We start from the raw sequence: 14,392 nt of genomic DNA, 5'->3' as shown, positions 1-14,392 counted from the left end.
TAAAGTAAAACCATTCAGCCTGTTATTCCCCTTAGCCGCTGAATGGTTTCCCTTATTGATTTTATCAGCTTATTTATTGCAGTTGTAGGAAGAGGAGCGTCGCCATATTAGCCAGAGTGGTTTCACGACACCTCAGCCCGTCTTTTTAAAGCAGGGGCATTCCCGATATTCCTTAGGGGTCATCCCGGTCAGACTGTGAAAGGCTCTTGTCAGTGTGGAATTGCTGCTGTACCCAACCATCACAGCAATCTCCATAATGCTAAAATCAGTTTCAATCAACAGTTCCTTTGCCTTGTTGATGCGGACATACCTCAGGTAAAGGTTAGGGGAAAAACCGGTCTGCTCTTTGAACCAGTCGTTGTAATAGGTCGCATTGTAGTTTTCGATGTCCGCAAGCTGTTGGACTGTAAGGGATTCATCATAGTGCTCGCTGATATATTTGATGGAAGGGGTAGAGCAGCTTTCCATCAGTTTACTGTATAGATAACGATACAGATACTGTACCGATTGACTGTCGGGCTCCTGCTTTAATTCGGCTTGAATCAGTTTCATAAGCTGGGTGATTTGATTTCGGATGGGGATGATCAATGGATATGACAGGAATCCGGGTTTCTTTCGCTCCAGCACCTCTCTCTGAATGTTGATCACAAGCAGTTGGCTCAGAAAATTGCACTGATGCCGTATGTCGGGAGGAATCAGGCACAGCTCCCGCGGTGTCACGTCATATTCCATTGACCCGATCCGGATGTGCATGGTTTTTTCCAGCGGAACCAGAACTTGAGGATAATCGTGGCTGTGTTCTCCGCGGCATTCGCTGAAAATAAAAAAATTCAATGTGCGATCCATATCTATGACTCCCAATTGAACGCAATAGTAACCACAGGGAAACTATCTCGGGTTTTGCATAAACCTCCATTGCGGTGCAGAACAAAAGCACCGCGACGGAGATTCCTATTATGGCAACAGAAAATTTTTCTTCGATTACTGTTTGCCAAGTTCCCTGCACTGCGTTACACAAGCTTTTATGCCTTCTTTCAGGCAAATCTCAAAACCGAGCTCATGCATTTTATTAATAGCGGAAAGAGTTGCTGCACCCGGCAATAAAAGTTTGCTTTCCAATTCCTTTGGACTGATTTCCAGACTCAAAAGCATCTCTGCACTGCCTTTCATGGTCTGGGCGAACAGCCTTAAAGCAGTATCTTCATTGAGGCCCATCTTAACCGCCTCTTTCACGACAACATCAGCCATGTGGTAAAAATAGGCTGGAGCGGCTCCGTTAATCGGAACCACCTCGTACATTAAGGATTCCGGTATTTCCTCAACAATGCCGCAGCTAGTCAGAAAACGGTATACCTCTTTATAGTCGTCGTCCGTGACATTTGCCCCGCGAGAGACAGCAAAGGCACCCATTCCAGCCTGTGCGGTAAGTGTGGGCACACATTGAACCACTTTGCAGTTTTCTCCCAACTGTTCCTCATACCATTGGTTATTGATTCCGGCCGCCAGAGAAATAAAAACAGTATCAGAAGTATAGGCTCCCTTAATTTGCGGTACGATGGATTTAATAATTTGAGGCAATACCGCAACAACAACAACCCTCGAATCTTTTACTAAATCTTCGATCGATTTGTAGACATAATATCCATTTGCTTTATATTCCTCACAAACCTGCTGCGATATATCGAATATACCGATCTGCTTATGTTTGTAATTCTCGCTCTTCTCTACTCCTGATAAAATTGCTCTTACGATATTTCCCGCGCCGATACATCCGATTGTTGTTTTCATTGCATTGATCATTCCTTTCAGTTTGCTGCTGACATAAAGTGAATTTCTTTTAAGAATCTTAGATGGATTTGTTTAAAGAGGCAGCCTTCGTCAAATTCATATTTTTTGTTTCCGGGGCCATGACAATGGAAAGCAAAAGTCCGGCCGCAGATACTGCCGCACAAATATACAAGGTAGCGGTCAAGCCGAAATTAGACAAAACGATTGGGGCAAAAAACGTAGAAATAGCAGATAGTACACGGGTCACTCCAGTAATAAAGCCCACTGCTGTTGCCCGAATATGCGTTGGGAAAAGCTCATTGGGATAGACCCACTGGTGTGCTCCGCCCGCCGTGTTGGACGCTCCAAAGAGTACAAATAAAATCAGGATGACCCCAAACGGCATATTCATACCAGAGATCAGACCCAATATCAATAATGCGACGGCGCAGATAAGGAACGACCAAATGAGCGTAGGTCTCCTCCCGGCAGTGTCCATATAAAGGAAGATCGGAATCAGGCCAATCAGATACAGGCAGTTTATGATCGCCGATCCCAGGTACTGCAAATTTCCCTGTGCAAAGCCGAATTTCTCCATAATAGTCGGAAGATAGGTTCCTAACCCGAACACCGGCACAATTTGAAGCGTCCAGAAAGCTGCTGCGAAAAAGACCCATTTTCCATACCCGTTCCGAAAGATATCGAGAAAAGCAGTCTTTTCCTCGGGTTCCTGTTCTTCCGGCAGAACGACATTATCACCGATCTGTTTCAGAATCTTGTTTGCTTCCTCTTCTCTTCCTTTGCTGACCAGCCAGCGGGGGGATTCCGGCATGGCAACTATAGCGAACAGCCAGAGCAGGGAAGGAATTGCACCGCTTACAAGCATCCATCTCCAGTTATTCACGCCGACAGGCAATAAAAGGTAGCAAACCACATAAGAAAGCGCATAACCGATAAACCAGACCGCATTGAGCGCCCCAACAAAGGTCCCGCGATTTTTTTGCGGGGAAAATTCCGACAGGTAGGGCCCTGCAATGGGGAAGGTCGCTCCTAAGCCGACGCCCAAAAGGATTCGTATGATGAACGACTGTATTGGATCACTGATAAAAAACTGAAGAACCCCCAGAACGGTGAGAAAAGCAAAATCGAGAATATACATTTTCTTTCGGCCGATCAAATCCGTTATGTAGCCGCCAAACATGCCGCCGAAAAACATCCCCAAAAGAGATCCCATTCCAATTAGACCCGACATAATCGGAGACATAGGGATTTGGGTACTCATGATCGAAAGGGAGATTGCGACGCTTCCCAGAACATACCCGTCCACTAATGGGCACCCGGCACAGTAGGCAAATAGCTTTAAATGGAATTTATTCAAAGGGACTGTATCCATTGTCACTTGATTGGTATTCATAATTCCCTCCTAATTAATATTTTTTTACGGCAAGCTGATTTTGAAAAGGTTCCTGCAAAACTTGTTTTATTGGGGCAGTTAAAAAATGAGAAAAAGGAGACATGTCGTTAGATTTCCATACGAAACAAAGTTCAAAAGGATATCAACGATATTCTGAAAGCTTTCGCGCCATACGGTGGCGGGAGCCTTTCTCTGCCGAAGAAACCGAAAGCAAAGAGAGGAACCCCCACCCACACGTTCAGGCACAATGAAAAGTCCGGTGACTGTTTTTGATTGAAAGATTTTATGCCCGCCATTGCTTTTATTCACTTGCGAGCGGGCTGAAAACCTGCCTCTCTGCGCTGCTTTAAAACCGACACATCCCTTTTCCTGCCTTGATCAGAATCCATTACACGATTTCACATGATTGACAAACCCTGCGATCCCCAAATTTTAAGCGTATTTCAAGAAAGTGCCGCAAAACTCAGAGTACCTGCTCCACGTGCTTTCGCAGGATTTCCTGGCAGCGCAGCATCTGTTCCGCAGAAGGGGAGAGGATGTCGGCAAGCAAGTATTGACGTCCCAGTTTTTTGTAGGTCTCTGTTCCCAATCGATGGTATGGAAGCAGCTGAACATGGTGAAGATAACGCAGTTTCGAACAGAATTGCCCAATCTGCTCCAATTCTTCCTCCGAATCGTTGATTCCCGGAATAATGGGGACACGAACGACCAGCCGGAACGGCTTTTCCACCGTATTCGTCTGCAGCAGATTTTCAAGGATGATCTGATTATCAACGCCACAGTAAAATTTATGCCGCTCCCGGTCAAACACTTTCATATCCACAAACGCGGTGTCTACATATGGAAGAATCGAATGAATCGTCGCCCATGGAGCAAAAAAAGTGGTTTCGATTGCCGTATTGATGCATTCCGACCAGGCTGCCTGCAGCAGGGCCAGCGTAAAGCCCGGCTGGGATAAGAGCTCACCGCCAGACAAAGTTACGCCTCCCTTGGAGTGAAAGAAAAAAGCAGAATCTTTTCTGACTTCTTTCATCACCTCTTCCACTGTCATTATTCTGCCATACGTATTCTGCTCCGTATACTCTATTTCGAAGGATTGGCTTTCAGGGGTAGAGCACCATTGGCAGCATAACGGACATCCTTTTAAAAACACAACGGTACGAAAGCCGTCGCCGTCATAAATGGAGCTGCGCTCAATTCGCAGCACTACACCGCGAATCTCTTCTTTTTCGTTTGTCTCTCTCTCTTTTTGTTTGTTACAAATGGTTGCTCGCCCCTTTACCGGTTAATCATTATCCCGAATTGTTGCTACTGCCGGTTCCATATCACCAGCTTCTGATCGAAGTGCGGCTGATGATCTCATCCTGCACTTCCTTGCCAAGCTCGATAAAGAAAGCGGTATAGCCGGCGACACGGATCAACAGATCCCTGTGCTGCTCCGGATGCTCCTGAGCGGCCAGCAAAGTCTCCCGGTTGATCACGTTGAACTGGGCGTGGTAGACATCTAATGTGCAAAGCGTTTTCAGCAGGTGCATCATGTGTGTCAGGCCTTTCTCGCCTGCCAGAATTTCAGGCTCCATTTTCATGTTGAGCTGCGTTCCCTGCGTAAAGCGGGCGTGCGGGATATGGCTGACGGATTTGAGCAGAGCGGTGGGCCCGTTGATATCGGTACCGCCGGTAGCCCCGATGCCGTCGGTCAAAGGAGTCCAGGCATAACGGCCCGAAGGCAGGGCGCCGACCCACTCACCGATGGGGGTGTTGCCGGATACGGGCAGCATGCCGCAGGTCATCCTGCCGAACTTGGTATCATACGTCTCAAACTGGTTGATGATATAGGTAAACACCTCGCCCACGATCCAGTCGGCCCGTTCGTCGTCGTTGCCGTATTTGGGGGCCTCCATGCACAGTTTCTGAACGTCTTCGTAGCCTTTGAAATTTGCCGCCAGTGCGTTGCACAGCTGCTGCATAGTGAGCTTCTTCTCATCATATATCAGATTCCGCACAGCGGCCAGAGAATTAATGATATCTGCCTGACCAACGGTGATGACGCCGCCGCCGCAGTTGTATTTGGCGCCGCCCATGCTGTAATCGTTAGCGCTCTCAATGCAGTGGGGGTACGTCAGAGACAGGCACGGCACGGGGCGGTAATTCATGCTCAGATAATCCAGCAGCTGGTTGCCGGAAACAATCACATCGACAAAATATCGGATGTGGGCCTTGACAGCGTCAAAGAAATCGTCGAAGGTCTTAAAGTTTACGGGGTCTCCGGTTGAAATGGATACCCGCTTGCCGGTTTTGCGGCTGACGCCGTCGTTCAAAGCCATCTCAACAATACCGCCCAGATTAACGTCGGCCATATCGGTGTACTGCTTCATACGGCCGGACAGGTTGGTCTCTACGCAGCCGCAGGGATTCCAGTCCCAAGCCTCGCTCAAGGGCACTCCCTTGTTCAACAGCATGCGGATACCGGCGTCGTCATGGTGGATCGCGGGCATCGTAAGGCCCATACGGATGGACTCAACCGCCTTGCGCAGGAAAGCGTCGGGATTTTTGGAAATATTGTAGCGGATGGACAGATTGGGCTCTTTGAACTGAACGTCCATCGTGGCCTGAATAGCCATGTAGGACAGCTCGTTGACAGCGTCGTTGCCAAACTGATCGATACCGCCGGCGGTGACGTTTACGGTAATGCAGTAGCCGGCAGCGTACTGGGCGGTGATTTCGTCCTGGAACAGGCTCAGCTCGGCGATTTTGATCCACAGGCAGTCCAGCAGCTCCTGCGCTTCCTCTTTGGTGATCACGCCCTTCTCGATATCCGCCTTGTAATACGGATACAAATACTGGTCGATGCGGCCCAGATTGTAGGACGAGGCGTTCTGTTCCATATAGATGGCATACTCATAGGACAGTACGCTCTGTACGGCCTCATAGAAAGAAGAAGCGGGATGTTCGGGCACACGGCGGCACACGGTGGCGATCTTTTCCAGCTCCGCCTTGCGGACGGGGTCGGCGCACCCGGCGGCCATCTCTTCCGCCAGATCGGCATGGCGGTTAGCCAGAGTGACGACGCCTTCGCAGACAATGATCTCGGATTTCAGGAAGAACATCTTCTCCAGATCACCCACATGAGAGTCATCCAGCTTTGCCAAGGCCTCTTCCGCCTCTTTGCGGATGCCGGAAATCCCCAAAGTCAGCAGGCGATCCCAGCCGGGCGTGGTCTCGCCGTAGCCGCGCACGGCCTTGCGGTCAATATAGATCATCCCGTTGTCCCGCAACGTCTCCATATCTTCCGGAGCCAGAGCGCGCCAGCGATCCAGCACGCATTTATTCTTCCAATAATCAGAAACTTCTTCTTGAAAGACCTTCTTGCCTTCCTCGCTCAGGTAGAAAGGATCGAATTTACGGGTGCTGATCGTGTTCAGTTCCCGATCCAGAATGGAGCAGGAACTATCGGCGCACAGGATGCCGCAGCGGGGCTTGAAGCCGGCGCCGCCGACCAGCAGCTCGTTGTCCTGGATATAGATATTTTTCTTACGGCACTGGTGAAGAAAACCGGTCGCCTTCTGAATGATCCAGGGCTGGCCCTCAGTCGCTTTGAAACCTTCGGTCAGATACTTTGCATTGTAGACATCCATGTCTACCCGGGTGTCCAGATACTGTTTGCGCAGTGCTTGAATGCGCTCCATATAAGTTTGCGCCATTGAAAAAACCTCCTCTTATCAAATTTGTATTGCTTCATTGCAGCCCTTTCACGGGGTCTGCGCGGGAGCAGGAACGGAATAAAAAATCCCAATACCGGTTGAATTTGGTTCAGCGGTTGTATACTCCTTTGTTCAGGTAAGCCAGCAGCTCTTCTTTGGGCATGTTGTCGATTCCCAGATAGGCCAGATTATACTTGCTGGTTTCAAAGAAACTCTTCTTGTGCATCGCGCCTGCCAAAACGATCATCGAGTCAATAATCGGGGTGGGAACTCCATACTGAACCCCCAGGTCGTGATAGATTTTGCACCCTACCGGCACATCCTCCGTTAGATAGCGATGGTTGATGTTGTTGGGGCCGGTATTGCCTTCGTTGGACGGTTGATCCAGCGGAAATACCACATTGTCTTTCCCGTTCTCATCCAGACCCATATACTCCTGTGTCAGCACGCTGCGGCGGGAGAAGAAGGATTCATAATTGTAGCTGGGCGTACCGACGCCGATCTCTTTTGCCAGGGCCTTTTCTTCCTCATAAAACTGATACTGAACCTCGCAGATGGAAGGGCTCAGGCCGTGACTGTACATGGAATAGGTGGTTTTGTCGTGACCGCCGAAGATCACGCCCCAGTTTTCCATCGTCGACACACCCAGAATCGTGGCCGGAACATGGATCACGGGGTTGATGTTGGCAAAACCGATATCCAGTACGGTGTTGCCGGTCGAAGGGCCCTCGCCCTGAGTGACAGCATCGATGCAGGGAAGGTATCGGGCCGACTCCATAAAAGCGTCGATGTCGGACATGGGAAGAGAGGCGCCGCGCAGGGTAATCGCCCGGTATTTTACGCCCACGTGGGGGAATACAAAGCCGTTGACTGATTCCAAACGGGTACCGTAAGGGGCAGAGGACCAGCCGCCGACAATAACCTGTTTCGTGCAGCCCATCTCCCGCATCAGGCGGCGGAGAAGCAGGGTGGCATAGTTGTCGGTGAAAATATGGATCACCTGGCCGTCTTCCAGATGAGGGATCAGGGCGCGGAAAAAGGGTTCGTGAGCCATTGCGGGGGCCGCCACCACGATTAGGCCGGCGCCCTTGACGGCCCATTCGATATTGCTTGTCACCACGTCGAAGTACGCGCGGCCGGACCGTTCGAAACAATACCGGTTGCGCTGAACACCGTCCAGCAGAATACCGGTCTTTCCCAGATTGGCCAAAGTTTTCTCTGCAAAAGGCATCATATCAAACAGGCGGACTTCGCGTCCGGCCAGTTTCATGTCTGCCGCACAGGTTTTACCGACTGCTCCGCCGCCCAGAACCGCGATCGGCATATTCTTCAAATACACCATGGTCCCTGCGGAATGCTTTTCTACACTCATCTAGATTTCCTCCTTCAAGGTTAGCTCTCGAGTATACCTGCACCCCTTCGGGTACAAGTACGATTAGCCATAATCCATAATAAATTGACAGGAGATATTCCCGATCTCCTTCACTTTTACTATAAGCAAAAGACGTGCCAACTAAGGACAAAAATCAAAAAGTACAGGAATATCCTCATATTGAACGGATTTGTTGATCATTTTTACCGTTTTACTCTATGGACAAGTCGCAAAAAATAAGCAAAATTTTTTGCACTTTTAGCATAGTTGCAAAAATTTTTGCTTTACTTTCGGGCGTTTTATGTATAGTATTAAATAGCGGCGATTTTCGAAGTAGGATCAATATTCCACAGATTAAATATTGCTATCACACACGGAATAAGAAATGGGAGGTAATGGCCATGAGATATCCGGATGCCATGGAACTTCTTTCTCAGTGCGGACTGGGTGCCGTGCTGATCTCTGAAGACAACCAAATCCTGTCCATCAATGAAGCGGGGGATCGCCTGCTCCACGGCGGTGGAAATTTAGTGGGAACCGCTATGCCGGAGTCCGCCGCGCTGCTCTGCGGGGAATCCGACCCGGTTCGCTATGCTAATATTGCTTTCGGCGAATATTTGTGCCGGTGTACAACGCCGGAGCTTTCGGATCTTCCTCCTGATACACGAATGATTGTCTTTCGTTTGGCCACGAATGACGCCTGCCATGACATGCTGATCAGCGTGCTGAACGGAATCAGCGAGGCCGTGATCTTGTTCGATGAACAGGGACGCCTCTATCTTCTTAACGATGCGGCGGTCAATCTGGATTCCATCGTGACATCGGATGTTCTGGGCAAGCATGTGTCAGAGGTTTACCATTTACAGGACGGCTCGCTTCTTGCAGTTCCCCAGGTGATTCAGGACAAGCGCCCCAAGCTGAACCTGCGCCAATATTACACCACTTGTTTTGGGAAGAATGTAGATATTGTTGCGAACATTTCGCCCATAGTTCAAAACGGCCAGACGTTAGGCGCCTATAACGTAATGGAGGACTGGTCCACTGCCAGCGAACTGCATAAGCAAATCATCGATTTGCAGAGCAAGTTATTGGAGCGATCCTCCACTGCCAAAGCAAAGGAAAAGAGTGCTTTAACCGCCAAACATCAGTTCAGTGATATCATTTACATCAGCTCGGCTATGGATAAAATGGTCACCAGATGCCGGCAGATCGCGCAGTCCGATTCCTCCGTGATGATTTATGGGGAAACGGGGACAGGCAAGGAGCTTTTAGCGCAAAGCATCCATAACGCCAGCCGGCGGGCAAACGGCCCGTTTATAGCGATCAACTGCGCAGCCATCCCAGACAATTTGCTGGAGGGACTGCTGTTCGGCACGGAAAAGGGCGCCTATACCGGGGCGGAATGCAGAGCCGGCCTGTTTGAACAGGCGAACGGCGGAACTCTTTTGCTGGATGAAATCAATTCGATGAATATTTTTCTCCAGTCTAAGCTGCTTCGTGTGTTGCAGGACGGCATGATCCGGCGTGTGGGCGGTGCGGCGGAAATTCATGTGGATGTCAGGGTGCTGTCCAATATCAACATTCCGCCTTATCAGGCGATTGAAGAAAATAAACTGCGTCAGGATTTGTTTTATCGGCTGGGCGTTGTCAATATCAGTATTCCGCCGCTTCGCGAACATAAAGAGGATATCCCCTTATTGTCCAAGAATTTTATCCTTGGTTTTAATAAAAAGCTGCTCAAAAACGTGCGGAATATTTCTTCCGCGACTTTAGATCTTTTTCATTCCTATCATTGGCCGGGAAATGTTCGGGAATTGGAGCATTGCATTGAACACGCCATGAATATTCTGCCGAACGATCTTTCACTGATCACTCCGGACTATATACCGGATCACATTCTGAATTCAGCAGCTTGCGCGCCCCCTTACGAGAAGATCAAAATACAAGAGAATACCGGTTCGCTCATCCGTACCACCCAAAATATCGAACTCCAGATGCTTCGAAGAGCTTTGTTGGAGAACAACGGCAATATTTCAAAAACGGCCCGTTCCCTTGGGATCAGCCGCCAAAATCTTCAGTATCGTATCAAGCGCAGCGGCATGAATGTAAAAGCTCTTTTGAGTGAAAACGACAAATAAGAAAACTCAAACCCGCGGCATAAATCAAAATGCTGGGGGTTTTTTATTTTCACTGCAAATACGATTATTTGCAGCCTGCAAAAATTTTTGCGTTTTTTGCACCCAATGTCCGGCAGATGCGCTATAAATAAAAAACATTTGATTTTTATTTCTGCTATGAGTTACAAAAATTCTGATAAAATCTTATTTTTTCTTCTTTTTGTCTTTATAAAATAAAATTTTGAATGCGCATACCACAATTGGCCTGATTATTGCTTATGGTTACTTGTAAATGGAATTTGTTTAGTGAGGTTCATGAATTCAGACGCGCCTTTTTCCCTTGACAGCTGACGGTAAGAGGGGCGTTTTGGATCATAAAATTTACGATTAAAGGAGCGAATCAAGATGAAAAACACCGAACGTCAAATCAAATTAGGCATGCATAGTTATACTCTTCATCTCAGCGGTTTGGGAGAAAGCTGGGGCTTTCAGGATGCTCATGCGTTTGAAAAGTCCATCGACCTGTTTCAGTTGATGGACCTGGCCGTGGAATGGGGACTGGACGGATTACATATTACCAATGTGGATTTGGAATCGCTGGATCCCGCACATTTGGCCAAAGTGAAAGCCGCCGCGGAAGCTCACGATCTTTATCTGGAATACAATGTTTCCTTCAACGCGCCTTGTGACCCCCGCGTCAACTCCACGGTAAAAGATGCGTTGCTCAACGGCAAGGCGATCGGGGCCGAACTGGTCAAATTCAGCCTAGACATCGAACGCCCGCGTCCTCTTTACGGTACCTGCTTCCACCCCGACGTCATGCGCCAATTGAGCGACCGCTATGACGAGTTCAAGGCCAATATTCCGTTGATGGAAGAATTGGGCCTGACGATCTCGATCGAAAATCACTGCGATACCTATGCCGACGAAGTGATCTGGCTGATTCAGCAATTGAATCACCCCGATATCGGCGCTTGCGTGGATACGATCAATTCTTTGGTCGTGCTGGAAGGCCCCGAGGCCTGCGTTGAAAAGATGGCTCCGTATGCAAATTGCTGCCATTTTTGTGATAACAAGCTGGTTGTGGACCCGGACGGAACCCATTCCATCGGCGTAGCCATAGGCCAGGGAGACATCGATTGCGTGAAAGTTCTGAAAACGTTGCGGGAAAAGGCCCCTCTGGACCGCATCACCTTTGAAGTGGAATATGAGATTGGAAACGATTCTCTGGAAGTTGCCCGTGAAAAAGAAATTCAGGCCTGCAAAGAAAGCATCGATTATTTGCGCAACGTGCTGAAGGTCGGTGCGAGAAACAGATAACTCTTTTCAGATAGCCCTTTCAGAGCCCTCATAACCCTGTCTGTCAGGGGGACGCTGTCTGCCGGCCCGCAAACGAATCGCCATACAAAAAAACAGCGGTGTGTTTTTTTAGATTGCAGGTGGTCTCAAACAGTAATTTGCCGCCCCGCTCAGCAGCAGGAGAGATTCGGCAAAAAACAGGAGAAAACCGGCACATCACAAAAAGCACACCGCTGTTACAATAAATCAGGAATGAAAATTAAAGGAGGTACTTGTTGATTATGAATAGTCATTTTTATGTTCCGTCGCCTGACAATGTCCCTGCCTGCTCCATGGCCCCGGGTACAGAGGAACGGGCTGCTCTGAAGAAAGAACTGGAACGTCAGAGTGCCAACCCCATTGTCATCCCGGCAATTATCAACGGCAAAGAGGTTTTCACGGAGGATCGTTACAAAGTGACTGCCCCTCACAAGCATTCTCTGGTGTTGGCGGAATGGTGCCGCTGTGACGAAAAACTGTTGAAAGAGTCCGTTGATACAGCGATGGCTGCAAAAGAAGACTGGGAGAAACTGCCCGCGGAACATCGCTTTGCCATTTTTGAAAAAGCAGCCCAGTTGATTCAGGGAAAGTATCGCTTTGTCATCACTGCCGCCGTTATGCTGGGGCAAAGCAAGACTGCATGGGAAGCAGAATGCGATTCCCCGGATGAGCTGTGCGATTTGATCCGTTATGGAATCCACTTTGCCGATCAGCTTTACAGCATGCAGCCCAAGCCTACACCGGGCATGTTCAACCGGCTTGTATACCGTCCTCTGGAGGGTTTTGTCTGCGCGGTAACGCCCTTTAATTTCGCCGCAATTAACGGCAACCTGCCTGCTGCTCCCGCTATTATGGGCAACGTTGTGGTTTGGAAGCCCGCCATTACCGCTATTCTGGCAAGCTACTATATTATGAAAGCGTTTCAAGAGGCCGGCGTTCCTGACGGCGTTATCAACTTTATTCCCTGCCGCGGTTCCGATGTCAGCAAACATGTCCTCAGCGATCCGCGTCTGGCCGGTTTCCATTTCACCGGTTCGACAGAGGTATTCAAAAGTACCTGGAAGCTGATCGGCGAGAACATTGACAAATACCGCAGCTACCCCCGTTTGGTAGGCGAGACCGGCGGCAAAGACTACATTTTTGCAACCGAGAGCGCCAATATCGACGCGCTGGTTACAGCCATGATCCGTGGCGCCTATGAATATTCCGGCCAGAAATGCTCCGCCTTGTCCCGTTGCTATGTTCCCGCTAAGATTTGGCCGCAGCTAAAGGAAAAGCTTCTGAAAGAGATTTCTACGATTAAAGTGGGCGACGTGACCGACTTCACGAATTTCCTGGGTGCAGTTATCGACAAGAACGCCTTTGACGAAATCACCGGCTATATTGACGCCGCAAAGAAATCGCCGGATGCCGATGTCCTGTGCGGCGGCTATGACGGCAGCGTGGGCTGGTTCATCTATCCGACGCTGATTCAGGCAAAGACGCCCAACTACATCACCATGATCAAAGAGCTGTTTGCCCCCGTTTTGACGGTATATGTCTACGGTGAGGACGAATATGACGCGATGGTAGACCACTGCGCCAATTCCTCCATCTATGCTCTTACCGGTTCGATTTTCTGCGAGGATCGCAAAGAAATTGCAGATTTGGAAGACCGTCTGCGTCATTCCGCCGGTAATTTTAATATCAACGATAAGCCAACCGGCGCTTTGACCGGTCAGCAGCCTTTTGGCGGCGCCCGCGGTTCCGGTACCAATGATAAGGCCGGCAGCATCTTCAATATGATCCGCTGGATGAGTCCGCAGACGATCAGAGAAAATCTCTGCCCGCCCGAAAACTACCGTTACCCTTATATGGGTGAAAAATAAGAATGCGGAAGGGGTAATCTCGGCATTCAATAAGTATCTTGCAAGCTGTTCCGTTGTAAAGTATCGATCTCTGTGACTCTAATCTGCTTTGAAAATCGGCGGCGTGGTAATCTGTACTATCGTTCAAGCAAGATATTCTCATCGTGTGCAGTGGTTCCTTTGGATTTTCAAGGCGCAGCCAAAAATCTGCATTCTGAGAACCCCTTCCCTTGAAAGTGCCCGCCTTCTCTCTGAACAAGAGGAGTAGCGGGCACTTTTTTATTAGCAGATAAAACAGTGTAACATCATCTGCCACAAACAGGCCTTTTTTAAGTTGCAAAATGTACTTTGAACATTCCAAAAGGAGAATGACGATGAAGTATTTGTACTGGCTGTTGATTTTTATTCCAATCACTTTTGTTGCAAGATTCGGACTCCACTTAAGCGATGGCATCGTGTTTTGGCTTTGCTGCGCCGGCATCATCCCTCTGGCCGCCGTGCTGGGGGATTCGACCGAACAGATCAGCCTGTACACCGGCCCAAAGATTGGCGGCTTTCTGAATGCCACCATGGGGAACGTACCGGAGATCCTGATCTGCGGATTCGCCGTTAAGGCGGGCCTCTATTCTTTGGTGCTCACAAGCCTTGCAGGATCGATACTCGGCAACATTCTGCTTGTGATGGGAATGAGCATTTTTGTCGGAGGGCTGAAGTATAAGATTTTGCCCGTCAGCAAAAACATTGTGAAAAATAATTTTGATCTGCTTGGTTTTGCGCTCTTCAGTATCATTCTTCCGTTCTTCTTTAAATTTGGAAGTAAGGGAGGCGGCGACCAC

9 protein-coding genes and 1 pseudogene are annotated in these 14,392 nt (G+C 49.0%); 4 read left to right on the top strand and 6 right to left on the bottom strand.

All coding sequences use genetic code 11. The annotated features are described in order from the left end of the window. Positions 1-132: 132 nt before the first annotated feature. From TY09_RS10620 to TY09_RS10595, 6 genes are all read right to left on the bottom strand, one after another. Complete coding sequence (locus TY09_RS10620; RefSeq protein ID WP_042434070.1) at positions 133-846, bottom strand: AraC family transcriptional regulator; 714 nt, start codon at positions 844-846, stop codon at positions 133-135. 135 nt (positions 847-981) lie between these two features. After that, positions 982-1,788 carry a pyrroline-5-carboxylate reductase family protein gene (locus tag TY09_RS10615; protein WP_242841482.1) on the bottom strand — a complete coding sequence of 269 codons (807 nt, stop codon included), beginning with the start codon at positions 1,786-1,788 and terminating at the stop codon, positions 982-984. Between the two features lie 58 nt (positions 1,789-1,846). Next, a complete protein-coding gene (locus TY09_RS10610; RefSeq protein WP_042434063.1) occupies positions 1,847-3,181 on the bottom strand; it encodes an MFS transporter in 1,335 nt (444 codons plus the stop codon). A 463-nt stretch (positions 3,182-3,644) separates the two neighbouring features. Beyond that, positions 3,645-4,388 carry a glycyl-radical enzyme activating protein gene (locus TY09_RS10605; protein WP_081759650.1) on the bottom strand — a complete coding sequence of 248 codons (744 nt, stop codon included), beginning with the start codon at positions 4,386-4,388 and terminating at the stop codon, positions 3,645-3,647. Between the two features lie 118 nt (positions 4,389-4,506). Beyond that, on the bottom strand, positions 4,507-6,882 hold the full coding sequence (locus TY09_RS10600; protein WP_042434058.1) for a glycyl radical protein: 2,376 nt from the start codon (positions 6,880-6,882) through the stop codon (positions 4,507-4,509). Positions 6,883-6,991: 109 nt separating this feature from the next. Then, on the bottom strand, positions 6,992-8,254 hold the full coding sequence (locus TY09_RS10595; protein WP_009060770.1) for an NAD/NADP-dependent octopine/nopaline dehydrogenase family protein: 1,263 nt from the start codon (positions 8,252-8,254) through the stop codon (positions 6,992-6,994). A 401-nt stretch (positions 8,255-8,655) separates the two neighbouring features. Here TY09_RS10595 and TY09_RS10590 point away from each other — a divergent pair, with 401 nt between their 5' ends. The 4 genes and pseudogenes from TY09_RS10590 to TY09_RS10575 form a co-directional block, all read left to right on the top strand. Then, on the top strand, positions 8,656-10,392 hold the full coding sequence (locus tag TY09_RS10590) for a sigma-54 interaction domain-containing protein (RefSeq protein WP_009060774.1): 1,737 nt from the start codon (positions 8,656-8,658) through the stop codon (positions 10,390-10,392). A gap of 384 nt (positions 10,393-10,776) precedes the next feature. Then, positions 10,777-11,691, top strand: a complete 915-nt coding sequence (locus tag TY09_RS10585) for a sugar phosphate isomerase/epimerase family protein (RefSeq protein ID WP_042434055.1) — start codon at positions 10,777-10,779, stop codon at positions 11,689-11,691. A gap of 260 nt (positions 11,692-11,951) precedes the next feature. Further along, positions 11,952-13,577 carry an L-glutamate gamma-semialdehyde dehydrogenase gene (gene pruA / locus TY09_RS10580; RefSeq protein ID WP_081487969.1) on the top strand — a complete coding sequence of 542 codons (1,626 nt, stop codon included), beginning with the start codon at positions 11,952-11,954 and terminating at the stop codon, positions 13,575-13,577. Between the two features lie 353 nt (positions 13,578-13,930). Beyond that, positions 13,931-14,392 (top strand): annotated as a pseudogene (locus tag TY09_RS10575) (calcium/proton exchanger); the annotation flags it as partial.

Origin of the sequence: Faecalispora jeddahensis, from assembly GCF_000577335.1 — a bacterium.
Taxonomy (GTDB): Bacteria; Bacillota; Clostridia; order Oscillospirales; family Acutalibacteraceae; genus Faecalispora; species Faecalispora jeddahensis.
This window is presented reverse-complemented; position numbering and strand designations above follow the sequence as displayed.

What these genes read in the sequence shown, in the direction of transcription:
- TY09_RS10620 (WP_042434070.1), bottom strand. Translation starts at nt 846, where the DNA reads ATGGATCGCACATTGAATTTTTTTATTTTCAGCGAATGCCGCGGAGAA.
- TY09_RS10615 (WP_242841482.1), bottom strand. Translation starts at nt 1,788, where the DNA reads ATGAAAACAACAATCGGATGTATCGGCGCGGGAAATATCGTAAGAGCA.
- TY09_RS10610 (WP_042434063.1), bottom strand. Translation starts at nt 3,181, where the DNA reads ATGAATACCAATCAAGTGACAATGGATACAGTCCCTTTGAATAAATTC.
- TY09_RS10600 (WP_042434058.1), bottom strand. Translation starts at nt 6,882, where the DNA reads ATGGCGCAAACTTATATGGAGCGCATTCAAGCACTGCGCAAACAGTAT.
- TY09_RS10595 (WP_009060770.1), bottom strand. Translation starts at nt 8,254, where the DNA reads ATGAGTGTAGAAAAGCATTCCGCAGGGACCATGGTGTATTTGAAGAAT.
- TY09_RS10590 (WP_009060774.1), top strand. Translation starts at nt 8,656, where the DNA reads ATGAGATATCCGGATGCCATGGAACTTCTTTCTCAGTGCGGACTGGGT.
- TY09_RS10585 (WP_042434055.1), top strand. Translation starts at nt 10,777, where the DNA reads ATGAAAAACACCGAACGTCAAATCAAATTAGGCATGCATAGTTATACT.
- pruA (WP_081487969.1), top strand. Translation starts at nt 11,952, where the DNA reads ATGAATAGTCATTTTTATGTTCCGTCGCCTGACAATGTCCCTGCCTGC.